Raw genomic sequence first — 14,716 nt, 5'->3', positions numbered from 1 at the left:
CGTGGTCCTTTCTTGCATGGGCTGCAGAACCGGTGACGGTCGAGAACGGCTCACACCACAAGACCGAAAGGATCTGTCATGACTCAGCATGTTCTGGAGCCGGAAGCCCAAGCGTTCGCCGACGCCGCCTCCAAGCCCCCGTTCCTCGCGGACCTCGGCGTCGACGGTGCCCGGAAGCTGTTGGACGATGTCCAGGCGGCACCGATCGCCAAGCCGGACGTAACCGACGAGTGGATCACCGTCCCGGCCGAGGTCGGCGATGTGCGGGTGCGCATCGTGAAGCCGGTGGGCACCACCACCGACCTCCCGGTCGTTCTCTTCGTGCACGGTGGCGGCTGGGTGCTGGGCAATACCGGCACCCACGACCGCCTCGTGCGCGATCTTGCGACGGGCGCCGACGCGGCGATCGTGTTCGTCGAGTACGACCGGTCGCCTGAAGCGCATCATCCGGTCGCCGTCGAACAGGCTTACGCGACGGCTCGCTGGATCATGAACGAGGGCGCGGCCAAGGGCCTCGACGCGTCGCGTCTTGCCATCGCCGGCGACTCCGTCGGCGGGAACATGGCTGCGGTCGTCGCGATCCTCGCCAAGAAGCGCGGTGATGTCGCCTTCATCCACCAGTCGCTGTATTACCCCGTCACCGACTCCGCCATGGACACCGGCAGCTACCGCGAGTTCGCCGAAGGATTTCACCTTCGAGCCGATGCGATGGCCTGGTTCTGGGACAACTACCTCCCCGACCTCGACGCCCGCAAGGACGTCACCGCATCCCCGCTGCAGGCCCCGATCGACGAGCTGAAGGGTCTCCCCGAGACCTTCCTGATCGTCGACGAGAACGATGTCCTCCGCGACGAGGGGGAAGCGTACGGGCGAAAGCTCATCGAGGCCGGCGTGCGCACCACGCTCGTCCGCTACGACGGGACGATCCACGACTTCATGATGCTCAACCCGCTTCGCAGCTCCGCCGCCAGCACCGGCGCCATCGAACAGGCCATCCACGTCCTCCGCAAGGCCTTCGCCGCCGCATAACCACCCACGCTCACACCCCAAACACCCACACCAACACCGAAGAGAGAAGAAATCGTGACCCCCGAAAAGCCCACCATCGTCCTCGTCCACGGCGCGTTCGCTGAGTCTGCGTCCTGGAACGCCGTCATCGCCCAGCTCCAGAGCCATGGCGTAAAGGTCGTCGCCGTCGCCAACCCGCTGCGCAGCCTCGCCGGCGACGCGTCCTACGTGCGCGACGTCATCTCGGCCATCGGCGGTCCGGTCGTTCTCGTCGGACATTCGTATGGCGGACTGGTGATCACCGAGGCGGCCTCCCTCAACAAGGCCGTCGTCGGCCTCGTCTACGTTTCGGCGTTCACCCCGGATACCGGGCAGAGCGCGTTCGACCTATCGAACAGTGCACCGGGCAGCACTCTCGGGGACACCCTCAGCGTGTACCCGTTGGCATCGGGCGGCAACGAGTTCGCCATCCGCCCAGAGGCATTCCACCACCAGTTCGCCGCCGACGTGGCGGACGACACCGCCGCGCTCATGGCCGCGACCCAGCGGCCCGTCACCGAAAGCGCTCTCACGGACGCACTGCCCACCACCCGTCCTGCATGGAAGGACATCCCCTCGTGGCACGTCTACGGCGACCAGGACCGCAACATCCCGGTGGCGGTGTTCCGCGCTGGCGCAGAGCGCGCATCCTCCCGCGGAACACAGGAGATCCAGGGGGCGTCCCACGCCGCTCTGGTCTCGCGCCCGGAGGTCGTCGCTGAGGTGATCGCGTCCGCCGGCAAGGCGTACTTCGCCAGCGTCACGTCGAGCGTGGCCTAACAAGACCGTGGCGTCCCGCAGTGCCCTGGCGGTGCGGGACGCCACACCATCGCCGAGAAGGACCACCCATGACCTCTGACTCCTCCCCCTTTCTCACCACTAAACACATCGACGCCGGCGAACTGTCCGTCGCCTACTTCGACCTCGGCGACTCGTCTGCGGACCCCGTAGTGCTCCTGCACGGCTATCCCTATGACGTGCACAGTTACGTCGAGGTGGCACCGATGCTGGTCGATGCCGGATATCGAGTCATCGCGCCGTATCTGCGTGGACACGGCCCGACTCGGTTTCGAGACGATCGAACCCCCCGCACCGGTCAGCAGGCTGCATTGGGATCTGACCTCCTGAACTTCATCGACGCCCTGGACCTGGACGAGCCCGTTCTCGCCGGATACGACTGGGGCGGCCGCGCCGCATGTGTCGTCGCAGCACTGTGGCCGGAGAGGATCTCCGGACTAGTCTCCGTGAACGGCTACCTCATCCAGAACATCGCCGACTCTCAGACGCCAATACGCCCAGACCTCGAGGCCGGATTCTGGTACTTCTGGTACTTCGCCACCGATCGAGGTCGTCGCGGCCTGGATGCGAACAGACGAGACATCGCCGAGGTGATCTGGCGGAGGAATTCGCCAGAATGGGCGTTCAGCGCAGCACAGTTGAACCGCGCCGCACGCGCTTTCGATAACCCGGACTACGTCGAGGTAGTCATCCATTCGTACCGTCACCGGCTGGGTTTGGCGGCCGGGGCGGCGGCATACGACGAACTCGAGCAGCGTTTGGCTCTGGCCCCAGCGATCAGCGTTCCCACGATCACGCTCGACGGGACGGCGGATGGAAACTTCCCCGCGACGGACGGGTCGCAACACGCGCACCTATTCTCCGGGCCCCGCGAACATCGACAGATCGACCACGCGGGCCACCATCTGCCGGCGGAAGCACCGCAAGCATTCGCCCAAGCGGTTGCGGATGTTGCGGAACCTCCGGGCGACGGAGCCGGCACGCCGTAAGCACGTGGTGCACCGTCGACAACTCGACGACACACCATCTTCGGCATCCGCTCAATCGCGAGAGCGGTGGCGCCTCCGATTCTTGATGTCGACGATGCACCGGTGACGAGAACGACCTTGCGTTCCAGGTTGTCTTTCATGCGCTTCTGATGATCCTGACACCCCGACAGAAGGTCACTCCATCGCGATCGCGGGGCGGGCTACCAATGTGACTGCGGATAACGGTGAGGTGTGACCAGCGCTGACCATCATGCGCACGCATCGCGTCCCGGCGCCCGTCACAATTCGGGTTCCCGCTCGGTCAGTGAAGTGAACAGCGGCGTGATCCGTCACACCCACATCCGGAAGGTGAACATGTCGACCATCAGCCAGCAAGAAACAATTTCAGATACCGAGACGATGCCCGGGTTACCTCCCGCGCACCTCGATCACGCCGCACCCGCTGTCTACAAGGCGCTCCTGTCGGCAGGCAAGGAGGCCAACCTCCTAGCGGCACGAGCAGGTCTTGACCCGCACATCATCGAACTGATCCGCGTTCGCGCGTCTCAGCTGAATGGTTGCGCGTTCTGCCTGCGGATGCATACCCGCGACGCGCTTGCCACAGGCGAAACATCCGACCGACTCGCCGTTCTCAGCGCGTGGCGCGACACCGACTACTTCACGCCGGTCGAAAAGGCCGCGCTCGCTATCACGGAGACCGTGACGCTCATCGCCGACCAACAGGCCGGGCGAGCGTTGCATCACGACGCAACTGATGCGCTCTCAGTGGAACAGCACGCCGCGGTGAGATGGCTGGCCATCATCATTAACGCCTTCAATCGAGTAGCAATCACGAGTCACTACGAAGTGGCCCCGGAGCACCGGAGCGTCTCATGATCCCCTTGATGCGCGCCCTTCCAGACGAGCGCCGGGGTCTCCCCGCGTTCGCGGAGTCACAGGTGCACTGATGGCGGATACGAATCCCGACACGGCCGCACTTAACAGTGCGGTCGGCACTGAGCTATTCGTTCTGCAATCGGTCGCCAGCTCGACGATCGCCGAGGCGGGAACGCGCAGCACGATCTACCTGTCAGCGCTGTCCAGCGGACTGGTAGCCATTGGATTCGCGGGCGGATCGCCGGCTTTGCTGGCTGCCCTCACATCTACAGTCGTCCCCACGATCTTCATGCTCGGCTGGTTCACCGTCGTGCGTTTGGTCGACACCAGTGTCGAGAACATCACGGTGCGTCGGCGTATGGTGCGGATCCGTGAGCACTTCGTCAGCCTGCATCCTTCCGGCCCGGGACTGATCTCTCTCGACAATCCGCGCACTGGAGAGCTAGGTGTGCGCTACTCGCGTTCATCATTCCTGTTCACGATGGCGAGCATGATCGGAACCGTGAACTCCGTGCTCGGCGGAGCTCTCGTCACCCTCTTCCTGGTCTTCGGAGGGGGCGTCCAACCACTCCTTGCACAGGCATCCGGAGTAATCGTCGGATTGGCGCTGTTGACCGCGACGCTCACGTACGAGCGACGCCGCATACGAGCGGCGTACCCCGACTGATGCTGCGGCTGCGCGTAGTCAGCAAAGTACCTGGTCCATCTGTCACAAATCGAATCCCCACCCGGTCTCATGTAGAGGACGGCATCTGAGCAGATCGAAGTCGTTCAGAACGGAGCGGGCACTAATGCGGATCGTTGTGTTGGGTGGAACAGGACAGGTAGGCCGGAAGGTTGTCGAGAACCTGGAGCGCCGGGCCCAAGCCGTAGTGGTGGCGTCGCGCGCGACCGGTGTGGACGCGCGGACGGGCCGCGGCCTGGACGCCGCTCTGGAGCTCGCGGATGCTGTCATCGACGTGACGAACGCGCCAGATCTGTCCAGTCATGCCGCACGAGAATTCTTCGAGGACACCACCACACGTCTGCTGTCCGCCGAGGAGAAGGCGGGCGTGAACCACCACGTCGTGCTCTCGATCGTCGGCGCAGACCACACAGGCGAAGAGGGGTACTTCGCGGCCAAAGGCATCCAGGAGCGCCTGGTGCGGTCCGGTTCGACGCCCTTCTCGATCCTGCGATCCACCCAGTTCTACGATTTCGCGCGCAGGATCGCGGAATGGAACACGACCGAAGACACCGTGCACCTGCCGGCAAAGCCCGTGCAACCGGTCGCAGCTTCGGAGGTCGCTGACAAGCTCGTGGAGGTGGCCATGGCGGCACCACTATTCGGTGCGGTAGACATGGGCGGGCCCGAACAGATGCTGCTCCCAGAATTCGTTCATCGCGTCCTCCGCGCCGACAACGACCCGCGCTATGTTGTGGCGGATGACGAGATCACGCCGCTCGGTTTCAACATCTCCAGTGAGATGTTGCTCCCGCACGCACCCTCGGTGCATGCCCTTACGACGTTGGATTCCTGGGTGCGCGAAGAAAGCAGAAGCAAGGTCTCACGTGGGCGCTGAAGAGACCAACGTGCACGAATGCACGAAGACCGACGAACATTTCGGTGTGTGCACCGAACTAGAGGACGCGCTGAAAACGTTCGACGCGCACCGCCGACGCTTGTTCGGCATCGCTTATCGGATGCTAAGCACCGTCACCGATGCCGAAGACGTCGTCCAGGAAGCCTGGATCCGTTGGCAGAACACCGACCGCACGAAGGTACAGGAACCAATTGCCTTCCTAACTACGATCGTTACGAGGTTGTCGATAAACATCCTTCAGTCTCCCCGTGTGCGCCGCGAGACGTACATCGGACCGTGGCTCCCGGAGCCGGTCAACACGGAAGACGATCCCGCCCTCGGAGCGGAGCGCGCCGAAGCACTGCAGTACGCGATTCTGCTCACGCTGGAAAAGTTGACACCAACAGAGAGGGCGGCGTACATACTCCGCGAAGCCTTCGACTACCCCTACCCGCGCATTGCTGACGTGATATCGTCCAGCCCGGCCAGCGCACGACAGCTGGTCAGCAGAGCACGCGCACACCTCTCGTCTGCAAGGAATTCGACGGTGGACCCGGGAGCGCAAAGGCGTCTTCTCGAAGCGTTTCTGACTGCTGCGCAGAAGGGGGATGTCCGCGAGCTCGAGTCGCTCTTTGCGGCCGATGTCGTGAGCTACACAGATGGCAACGGGGTGCGGCAGGCCGCACGTATCCCCGTGATTGGGCGCAGACGGGTGGCAAAGTTTGTCTCCGCGTTCGCGCACCACTTCTGGACAAACAAGACCATCGATTGGGTCGAGGTCAACGGGCAACCTGCCGCAACCCTCACACAAGACGGGCAGGTCACCACCGTGGTGACCGTGACACCGTCGAGTGACGGCATCCTGCAAATTCTTTGGGTGATGAGCCCGCAGAAATTGCGGCACGCCACCGCGGTCAGCGCATGACCCGCGGGCAGTATCCGGCGTGGATACGCCGGATGCATGGTGGCGCCAATGAGGCAGCCATGGAAGAGCTGTCGAGATCGCTGACGGCGAAGGACGAGCAAGCGCTTCGTGCTCTCCTTCATCGATCGGTGACGTTGGTCGTCGATAGCGGAGGGCACGTGCACACCGCGTCAATCCCGCTGAACGGGCGGTCTGCCGCGTCCTCAGAGCTGGTGGCGCTGATGACCGCGGGTACTACTGCTGTGATTGCGTCCATCAACGGCGTCCCAGGGATCACGCTCCTTCGGGACGAGCGCGTCGTCGGCGTCATCACGGCGGAGTTCCGCTCGGGCCGGCTGTCCCGTGTCTGGGTGGTGTGCAACCCAGAAAAGCTTCGCCACTGGAATCGATGACAGCGTCACATCCAACATCGCTCGTCGGTCAACTCTTTGGGACATCACGTCGGTGTCTCAAAGACGGAAGGTATCCGAAATGGCAAGGATCGTAGTTATCGGAGGCACCGGGCACGTCGGCTCCCGCGTCGTGGAGAAGCTCATCGAACACGGCCACGATGCCGTTGCTGCGTCCCGCAAGACCGGTGTCGACACGGTGACCGGTGAGGGGCTTGCGAAGGCACTCGAGGGAGCCGACGTGGTTGTCGACACGACGCAGTCGCCCTCGTATGCTCCGGATGTGGTGATGGACTTCTTCACGACGTCCACGAGGCACCAACTCGCTGCGGAAAAGGAAGCGGGCGTCAAGCACCACGTTGCGCTGACCGTGGTCGGAACAAACCGGCCTCAGGACATCAGCTATTTCCACGGAAAGGCTGCTCAGGAGAAGCTGATTGCGGACTCAGGTGTGCCCTACACCCTGGTCCACGCCACGCAGTTCTTCGAATTCGCTCCGGCGATCGTCTTCACCTCCACGCAGGGAGAGGAAGTTCACGTCGCCGACGCCCTGATACAGCCGATCGCCGCGGAAGATGTCGCAACGGCCGTAGGGCGCGCCGCCGCCGGGGAACCCGCCAACGGCCCCATCGAGGTGGCCGGACCAGAATCGTTCCCCATCGAGGAATTCATCAAGCGAACGTTCGCCGCAACGAATGATCAGCGCCCGGTCAACACCGGCCCCGACGCTCAGTACTTCGGAGCGAACATCGAAAAGTCAACGCTTCTTCCGATCGAAGGCGCGCAGCTCTCGTCGACCACACTCGACGAATGGCTCGCCTCACAGGGCAAGAACTGAGAGTGAGGGTGTGAGGAGTGACCACCATTTCTCACACCCTTCATCCGTCCCGAAAGAAGGTAGGTCCAATGCAAGACCCACGCTTCCAACCCGAAGAACTCTCCGGCACTGTCGACGACCGACAAAGGCAACTCGCGTCCCTGCCGACTGACTCGTTGTCTGCTGAGTGGCTCCGGCGGCAGCTCGACAGTGCACTCACCGCTTGGGCCGCGACCCAAACAGGACTCGACATTTCGATGGAATCGCACGCCGACTACTGACCAACCATTCCTCCGGCCCAGGTCCGCCGAACTCCGCGGCAACCGTCACAAACCACATTGCCACCTGGTCTTTATTTGTGAGGGAATGGAGACAGACTGATGAAGAACATCCTCATCGTAGGTGGCGGTTACGCGGGGTTTTACGCGGCGTGGAACCTGGAAAAGCGGCTTCGCAACAGACAGGCTCGCATCACCATCGTCGAGCCGCGGCCGTACATGACCTATCAGCCGTTCCTTCCCGAAGTGGTGGCGGGATCCGTCGAAGCGCGTCATGTCGCGGTCTCGCTCCGCAGCCATCTGCGGCGGACTACGGTGATACCGGGCCCCGTCACATCGATCTCGCACGCCGACAAGCACGTGCTGGTCGAGATGCCGGATGGCACTGTTCAAAGACTGGACTACGACATCATCGTGGTGACTGCGGGGGCCGTGTCCCGTGTCTTCCCGATCGACGGGATCTCTGAGCATGCCATCGGATTGAAGACCATCGAGGAAGCCGTCGCGGTGCGTGACCAACTGCTCACCGCGTTCCAAGCAGCAGCAGCACTCCCTCCAGGGCCCGAGCGTCGGCGCCTCCTCACGGCGACGGTCGTCGGCGGGGGGTTCTCCGGTGTGGAGGCTTTCGGCGAGATGCTTGCTCTTGCGTCGTCACTGCTGAAGTCCTACCCGGAACTCCGCTTCTCTGAGCTCAGCTTCCACCTGGTCGAGGCCAACGCGCGGATCCTCCCCGAGGTGACGCAGAAGCCCGGCCGATGGGTGGTCGAACATCTGACACAGCGCGGCGGGATCCTGCACCTCAACACCCAGCTCGTGTCGGCCGTCGGCGGAGAGGTTCGGTTGTCCACCGGCGAGCGGTACGCATCGAACGTGTTGGTCTGGGCTGCAGGCAACGCGACGAATCCGGTCGTTGCCTCGCACACGGATTTGCCGGTCGACGCCAGAGGATTGTTGATCACGCGACCAGACCTCCGGATTGGTACCGCTCACGAGATCATCGAAGACGCGTGGGCCGCCGGCGATAACGCTGCCATCCCCGACCTGACTTCTCCAATCGCTGGAGCGCGCACGGTACCGAACGCGCAACACGCTGTCCGGCAGGGACGCCTCCTCGCCAAGAACATCGCAGCAGTCCTCCAGGGAGAGTCGCCCCACGACTATGTGCACCACAGCCTCGGCACCGTCGCGACCCTCGGTCTCGGATACGGCATCTTCGAGTACAAGGGCATCGTCATCAAAGGGCTCCTGGCTTGGCTGATGCACCGCGGCTATCACGTTCTGGCCGTACCCACGTGGGACCGCAAGGCGCGCGTGCTGTTGTTGTGGGTTGTCTCGTTCCTGTTCGGCCGCGACATCGTCTCTCTCCAATCGGTTCAGCATCCACGAGCAGCCTTCCTCGACGCTGTTCCGCCGATCGTCCGCCTTCCGGATCGTCTACCGGGCGAGGCACGGCATGCCAGTTGATCGACGGCGCACGCAACCATTCACGGACCGCGCGTCGGATCGCCTCCGCAGTACCCGCGCGGGTGCTGTGGTGGCCTCCGTCCGGCAAGAAATGCGCGGACGCTCCATACCCGTGCACTGGACGAACTTATTCGGCGTCATCACCGTAGCCAGCGTTGCGGTGCTCTTCGTCACTGGCATCGTGCTGATGGTCGTCTACGCGCCGTCCAGCGAGGCTGTCACCTATCTTGGGCCGTACGAGCCCTTAACTGGCGCCACTGCCTCGCGGGCCTTCGATTCCGTGATGCGCGTGTCGTTCGAAGTACCTGGCGGACTACTTCTTCGTCAGCTCCATCACTGGGCCGCCTTGATGGTTCCCGCGTCAGTCCTGGTCCAACTACTGGTGACGTACTTCACCGGTGCATTCCGACGTCCTCGTCGAGGCAGCTGGCTGATGCTGTTCCTCCTGCTCATCTTCGTCCTCGCCGGGGGGTGGAGCGGATACGCCCTGCCTGATGACATGCTCTCCGGATCAGGGCTCCGTATCGTGGAGGGCATTACCCTCGGGATCCCCATGATCGGCACGTGGCTGTCAACGGTTCTTTTCGGAGGCGAGTTCCCGGGAAGGATCATCGAGAATCTCTTCCTGATTCACATCCTCGTGGTCCCCGTCGGACTGCTTGCACTGATCACGGGTCGCGCTCGATCCGCGTTCACGAGCCAGCCTCCACAGTTCGCCGCGGGTGGCCGTGAGGAGAACAACATCGTCGGCATTCCTCTGCTCCCTAACGCCGCTCTACGAGCGGGCGGGCTCTTCACCGTCGTCGTCGGCCTCCTGGTTCTCATGGCGACGCTCGTCACCGTCAACCCAATATGGAACTATGGCCCCGCCGACCCGGGCAACGCGTCCGCCGGGAGTCAGCCCGACTGGTACACAGGGTTCCTTGACGGTGCGCTGCGCTTGGTGCCCCCAGGGTGGGAGTTCGAGTTCCTCGACCGGACCTGGACACTCGCCGTTTTGGTTCCGTTGGCAGTCGTCGGCGCATTCCTCCTCATTGTCGCCCTCTACCCGTTCCTCGAGGGGTGGATCATGCGGGACAGCGCGGACCACCACATCCTCGACCGCCCCCGCAACACCACCAACCGCACCTCGATCGGAGTCGCCGGCGTCATTCTTTACGGAGTCTTCTGGGCCGCAGGCAGCGCCGACATCATCGCGCTGCTCTTTCACCTGTCGATTGAGACAGTGATCGTCACGCTGCAAGTGGCGCTGCTCGTTGGACCTCTAGCGGGCTTCCTCGTCGCCCAGCGCGTCTGCATCGCATTGCAGCGCAAGGACCGGGAACTTGTGCTGCACGGCTACGAGACTGGGCGCATCGTCCGAATGCCCGGTGGTGAATACATCGAGGTGCATCAACCGCTCGATGAGTATGAGAGATGGCGGCTCGCCGCCCACCAGCCAGTGCAGGCCGTTGAGGCGCGACCGAACGAGGCCGGACGGCTGCGACGAGTGGAGCGAATGCGCGGCTGGCTGGCCGTGCGCCTGCTCGCCGATCGAATCTCGCCGACGGCCACCATGAAAGGCGAGGAGATGTCGCCTACGGCGTCACGGCCGTCATTGGCGGATCCTGCTCCCAACGGCACGAAGCCGTGACGCCGAGCCGACGCCTCATCCGGTCGGGAACTCATCGAGGGCGCCGGAGGCGTGCTCGGCGAAGGCGGCTGCTGCTGCATCGGCGTTGCCCCCGGCGAGGGCGTCGACGAGGTCGCTGTGCCAGGCGACGACGCGCGTGCGGTCGCCGAGATACCCGGGGTCGCCGATGGCGCGCTGACTGACAAGCATCGGCTCGAGGGTGTCCCACAAGCGCGCCAGCACGGAGCGGCGGGTGGCAGCGATGACGGTGCGATGGAACTCCACGTCGAGCGCGCGGAACGCGGCGCGGTCGTCGGCATCCATCGCCTGCTGCATGCGTTTGACTACGCCCCGCAGAGCCTGGAGGTCGTCTTCCGACACCTCGGATACCGCGATGCGCGCCGCCTCCGCCTCGATCGAGCCTCGCATCGTGCGCGCTATCGCAAACTCGGCGGGCGAGATCTCAGTGACGTAGCTACCGTGGCGGGGCATCGAGACGACGAGTCCGGCGTGGATGAGGCGCTTCACGGCCTCTCGCACGGGAGCCTGACTGATGCCGAGCTGACGCGCGATCTCCGACTCGACCAAGCGATTCCCGGGCGCCCGAGTGCCGTCCAGGATCGACGCCAGAATCATTTCGTACACCTGATCAGACAGCAGTGCTGTGCTGATAGCCTCTGGCATTTGCTCCTCCTTCCGTGCGCGGTGCCCTGCCACACTAGCGATAGTCGATGGAAGGGCGTGCCGATGAATACTGTGGTGGAGGGATACCGTACCCGGCTTCGGAGCGGTGCGTCCGAGCACTACCGGCGGGTTCACTCGCAGATCCCCGCACCCCTGCATGCGGCCCTGACGGCGTGTGGGATGGTCAACTGGCGCATCTGGATTGACGGTGAGACACTTTTCCATCTCATCGAGACGCGCGACGGCCGTGAGCGGATGATCGAGCGGATGCGTGCCAGGCCCGCTGTCGACCCGGCGTGGGACGCGCTGATCTCGACCCTCATCGACGATTCGCCGAACTCCTCAGTCGTGCTCCCGCTGGTCTGGGACGCCTCTGCATGCTGAGGGGGCAGCAAGGCGGGCCGTCGACAGGAACCGTAGCTCTCCGTTGACGAACTCGCCCTCGGGTGCTTTGATCGGTTCGTTGTAATCGACTATCGATTGGAGTGTCAATGAGGATCCCAAGACAGGCTGCCCTCGCGGCGGTCGCTGCTGTAGCGGTCGGAATGCTCACGGGAGGTCTGGTCGCGCCGACCGCGAGCGGCAGCGTCGTCGGACGCACATTCCACGTAGGAATTGGCGGCGACGACGCGAGCGGGGGGTCGTCATCCACGCCGTTTCGAACGATTCAGCACTGCGCCGACGTCGTGCGGCCAGGCGACACATGTGTCATCGGAGAGGGCACGTACCGCGAAACGGTCACCCCGCCACGCAGCGGTACCGCGCTTCTTCCGATCACGTTTGAAGCGGCCCCCGGCGCCCGGGTCGTCGTCGACGGCACTGACCCGATTAGTAACTGGACAATGGTCACCGCGACAGAGCTAGCCGCCCTCACCGCGGAAGACCCCACCCTGGCCGGCTCCGAGTTCGCCTCGTCGGTCGAGGGGGGTACCGTTTACCGCGCCGCGGTCAGCCCCTCCCCTGAGCTCCCCGGTCAGCAGATCTTCGTCGGCGACACGATGGCGCCCGAGGCCGCCTGGCCGCATGCCGGCGACGACCCCGCCCACGCCCTGAAGGCGCACGCCGACTGGGGTTCACAGACCCAGCTGGGTGACGACGCGCTGTCGCAGCCGGAGGGCTATTGGGTCGGTGCCCGGCTGCTCTCACACAACTGGTTCGTGAGCGAGACCGGCCGTGTGACATCTTCGTCGCCCGGCTCCGTCACGGTCGATGGACTGCCCTCGTGTGTGGGGTTGAGCCCGAACACAACGAACTACTACGCGCTGTCGGGCAAGCTGGCCTTGCTTGGGCGGGATCGCGAGTGGCACTACGACGCAGGCGACGGCCAGCTATACGTGCGGGTGCCGGGGGACGACCCCGACGCGGCGAACATCGCGGCGAAGCAACGCGAGTTCGGCTTCGACCTCTCCGGCCGCTCGCACGTCAGCATCATCGGTCTGGGACTCAAGGGCACAAGCATCCTCACCTCCGACACGACCTCGCACGTCACCCTCGACGGGTTGTCCGTGCGGTACGTGTCGGAGTACGCCGATCTGAAAGTGGACCCTAACAAAGTCACGCCCACAGACGCGTGCGACGTGCTGACGGCGGGCGAGACGACCAGCGGAATCCAGCTGCACGGCACAGACAATGTACTGCGCAACTCATCGATCGCATACAGCGCGGGCAACGGCGTCGTCGTGACGGGGCAGCGCAATAGCGTCGTCAACAACGTCATCACCGACACCGACTACATGGGCAGCTACGCGGGCGGCGTCAACCTGTTGGGCACCGACAACACGGTCATGCACAACACCATCACGGGCACTGGGCGCAGCAGCATCAACATCGACAATAAGGTCGCGGGTTACGACGCGTCCGGCCACCGCATCGCGTACAACGACATGAGCCATTACGGGAAGCTCGTGCACGACGTCGGCGCGGTGTACGTGTGCTGCCGGGTGGACCTCGGCGACACCCTCATCGACCACAACACCATGCGTGATGCGGCCCCGGTGTCGACGGTCGCTCCCGCTCCCGGGGTCTACCTCGACCTTGAGACCGTCAACGGCGTGGTGGCCGACAACGTCACTTGGAACCGCACGACCTACGGCGTGGTGCTGATCAACCCGAACGGCGGTCATGCCTCGGGCACGAAGATCATCAACAACACCAGCGGCACCGACCGCAAGGCACTGAGCCTATTCGGCGGCACGTACGAGGGCATCGAGGTCACAAACAACCTCGGCGACGTCGATAGTGCGGCGGGTGTGACCCTGGCGACCAACCTGCCCAACGGCGGCGCCGCCTTCGCCGACCCGGCGACGCACGACTTCACGGTCGGCGAGGGGTCCACGGCTCGCAATGCGGCGACACCTCGTCCGCCCTACTCGGACGGAACCACGGATGCCGCGCCGACGGTCGGCGCTTTCCAATACGGCGCCCCGACCTGGGGCTCGGGTGCGACGCTCGTAGGCGGAACCGTGGAGGCCGAGTCCTACGTCGGGACATCCGGCACGTCGACCAGGTCGGGCGCGACCGGAACGGTCGTGGGTAGCTTTGACGGCGGCGACTGGGTGTCATACAGTGCACTCGACTTCGGCGCTGGGCGCGACCTCGTGCGCATGAACGTGGGAACCGACGACCCGTACGAGAACCAGACGTTCGAGATTCGCATCGACGCCGCGGACGGGCCTGTGATCGCAAACTTCCGCGTCGACTCGACGGGCGGATTCGACCGCTTCTCTGAGCAGTACGCCAGCATCGTCCCCACCTCGGGTGTGCACGACGTATACATCCGCTCGATCGGGTGGGCGGGGATCGGTGATCTAGACGCATTCTCGTTCCTCACCACCGGCACGCAGCTCGAAGCGGAGGACGCGTCCCTCAGAATCGGGACCTCGACGGCCGACGGTGGTACCGGCAGGGTGGTCACGCGGATCGACGGCGCGAACATCCTGGTGTTCCGCCACGTCGCCTTCGGGGCCGGCCGCACCGAGTTTGCCGCGTCGCTCGCCTCGGAGGCCGCAGGAGCGCAGTACGCGATCCGCCTTGACTCGCCCCTCGGGACGAAGATCGGCACGCTGAGCGCGACCCCCACCGGATCCACTGCGCGATTCGAGACGCAGGCGGTCGCAGTTACCGCGACCTCAGGTGTCCACGACGTGTACCTCATCCCGTCGGGAGGGCGGACACGCGGTTCGCTCGACTGGATCGCGTTGCGCTGACCTCGTCCGTGAGGCGGGAACAGCTCCCGCCTCACGGACGATATTCGGAGCGTCTTCGAGACTGTGCAC

At 64.3% G+C, this 14,716-nt stretch carries 14 protein-coding genes; 13 read left to right on the top strand and 1 reads right to left on the bottom strand.

Annotated elements, in window-relative coordinates:
• Positions 1-78 precede the first annotated feature (78 nt).
• The 11 genes from ACI3KX_RS04605 to ACI3KX_RS04555 all read left to right on the top strand — a co-directional run bounded on the left by ACI3KX_RS04605 (position 79) and on the right by ACI3KX_RS04555 (position 10,778).
• Entirely contained in the window at positions 79-1,029 is a 951-nt protein-coding gene (locus ACI3KX_RS04605) for an alpha/beta hydrolase (protein ID WP_404908118.1), read from the top strand.
• Between the two features lie 54 nt (positions 1,030-1,083).
• Positions 1,084-1,827 (top strand): alpha/beta fold hydrolase, encoded by a 744-nt coding sequence (locus tag ACI3KX_RS04600; protein ID WP_404908115.1) that lies wholly within the window; start codon positions 1,084-1,086, stop codon positions 1,825-1,827.
• Positions 1,828-1,895: 68 nt separating this feature from the next.
• Positions 1,896-2,834, top strand: a complete 939-nt coding sequence (locus tag ACI3KX_RS04595; protein ID WP_404908113.1) for an alpha/beta fold hydrolase — start codon at positions 1,896-1,898, stop codon at positions 2,832-2,834.
• Positions 2,835-3,065: 231 nt separating this feature from the next.
• Positions 3,066-3,710, top strand: coding sequence for a carboxymuconolactone decarboxylase family protein (locus tag ACI3KX_RS04590; RefSeq protein WP_404908111.1), 645 nt, complete (start codon positions 3,066-3,068; stop codon positions 3,708-3,710).
• A 70-nt stretch (positions 3,711-3,780) separates the two neighbouring features.
• The gene (locus tag ACI3KX_RS04585; RefSeq protein WP_404908108.1) at positions 3,781-4,377 is read left to right on the top strand and encodes a hypothetical protein; all 597 of its coding nucleotides are present in this window, start codon (positions 3,781-3,783) and stop codon (positions 4,375-4,377) included.
• Between the two features lie 124 nt (positions 4,378-4,501).
• The gene (locus tag ACI3KX_RS04580) at positions 4,502-5,272 is read left to right on the top strand and encodes an SDR family oxidoreductase (protein ID WP_404908105.1); all 771 of its coding nucleotides are present in this window, start codon (positions 4,502-4,504) and stop codon (positions 5,270-5,272) included.
• Positions 5,262-6,197: an RNA polymerase sigma-70 factor gene (locus ACI3KX_RS04575; protein ID WP_404908102.1), complete on the top strand. Its 936-nt coding sequence runs from the start codon at positions 5,262-5,264 to the stop codon at positions 6,195-6,197. Before ACI3KX_RS04580 ends, ACI3KX_RS04575 begins: the two co-directional genes overlap by 11 nt.
• 59 nt (positions 6,198-6,256) lie before the next feature.
• Positions 6,257-6,589, top strand: a complete 333-nt coding sequence (locus tag ACI3KX_RS04570; protein ID WP_404908099.1) for a hypothetical protein — start codon at positions 6,257-6,259, stop codon at positions 6,587-6,589.
• Between the two features lie 79 nt (positions 6,590-6,668).
• Positions 6,669-7,424: an SDR family oxidoreductase gene (locus ACI3KX_RS04565; protein ID WP_404908098.1), complete on the top strand. Its 756-nt coding sequence runs from the start codon at positions 6,669-6,671 to the stop codon at positions 7,422-7,424.
• Positions 7,425-7,783: 359 nt separating this feature from the next.
• Positions 7,784-9,145, top strand: a complete 1,362-nt coding sequence (locus ACI3KX_RS04560; RefSeq protein ID WP_404908096.1) for an NAD(P)/FAD-dependent oxidoreductase — start codon at positions 7,784-7,786, stop codon at positions 9,143-9,145.
• A gap of 112 nt (positions 9,146-9,257) precedes the next feature.
• Positions 9,258-10,778: a cytochrome bc complex cytochrome b subunit gene (locus ACI3KX_RS04555; protein ID WP_404908094.1), complete on the top strand. Its 1,521-nt coding sequence runs from the start codon at positions 9,258-9,260 to the stop codon at positions 10,776-10,778.
• A 15-nt stretch (positions 10,779-10,793) separates the two neighbouring features.
• On the opposite strand, the gene ACI3KX_RS04550 is transcribed toward ACI3KX_RS04555, so the two are convergent.
• Complete coding sequence (locus tag ACI3KX_RS04550; RefSeq protein WP_404908092.1) at positions 10,794-11,441, bottom strand: GntR family transcriptional regulator; 648 nt, start codon at positions 11,439-11,441, stop codon at positions 10,794-10,796.
• A gap of 63 nt (positions 11,442-11,504) precedes the next feature.
• On the opposite strand from ACI3KX_RS04550, the gene ACI3KX_RS04545 reads away from it, so the two are divergent.
• The gene (locus ACI3KX_RS04545; protein WP_404908091.1) at positions 11,505-11,825 is read left to right on the top strand and encodes an L-rhamnose mutarotase; all 321 of its coding nucleotides are present in this window, start codon (positions 11,505-11,507) and stop codon (positions 11,823-11,825) included.
• Positions 11,826-12,283: 458 nt separating this feature from the next.
• Entirely contained in the window at positions 12,284-14,647 is a 2,364-nt protein-coding gene (locus ACI3KX_RS04540; RefSeq protein WP_404908089.1) for a carbohydrate-binding protein, read from the top strand.
• Positions 14,648-14,716 lie beyond the last annotated feature (69 nt).

Origin of the sequence: Microbacterium sp. ZW CA_36, assembly GCF_044987475.1 — a bacterium.
In the GTDB taxonomy this organism is placed as follows: Bacteria; Actinomycetota; Actinomycetes; order Actinomycetales; family Microbacteriaceae; genus Microbacterium.
This window is presented reverse-complemented; position numbering and strand designations above follow the sequence as displayed.

Bases quoted from the DNA above. Each gene is read 5' to 3' on its own strand.
- ACI3KX_RS04605 (WP_404908118.1), top strand. From the start codon at position 79: ATGACTCAGCATGTTCTGGAGCCGGAAGCCCAAGCGTTCGCCGACGCC.
- ACI3KX_RS04595 (WP_404908113.1), top strand. From the start codon at position 1,896: ATGACCTCTGACTCCTCCCCCTTTCTCACCACTAAACACATCGACGCC.
- ACI3KX_RS04585 (WP_404908108.1), top strand. From the start codon at position 3,781: ATGGCGGATACGAATCCCGACACGGCCGCACTTAACAGTGCGGTCGGC.
- ACI3KX_RS04580 (WP_404908105.1), top strand. From the start codon at position 4,502: ATGCGGATCGTTGTGTTGGGTGGAACAGGACAGGTAGGCCGGAAGGTT.
- ACI3KX_RS04570 (WP_404908099.1), top strand. From the start codon at position 6,257: ATGGAAGAGCTGTCGAGATCGCTGACGGCGAAGGACGAGCAAGCGCTT.
- ACI3KX_RS04565 (WP_404908098.1), top strand. From the start codon at position 6,669: ATGGCAAGGATCGTAGTTATCGGAGGCACCGGGCACGTCGGCTCCCGC.
- ACI3KX_RS04560 (WP_404908096.1), top strand. From the start codon at position 7,784: ATGAAGAACATCCTCATCGTAGGTGGCGGTTACGCGGGGTTTTACGCG.
- ACI3KX_RS04550 (WP_404908092.1), bottom strand. From the start codon at position 11,441: ATGCCAGAGGCTATCAGCACAGCACTGCTGTCTGATCAGGTGTACGAA.
- ACI3KX_RS04545 (WP_404908091.1), top strand. From the start codon at position 11,505: ATGAATACTGTGGTGGAGGGATACCGTACCCGGCTTCGGAGCGGTGCG.
- ACI3KX_RS04540 (WP_404908089.1), top strand. From the start codon at position 12,284: ATGGTCACCGCGACAGAGCTAGCCGCCCTCACCGCGGAAGACCCCACC.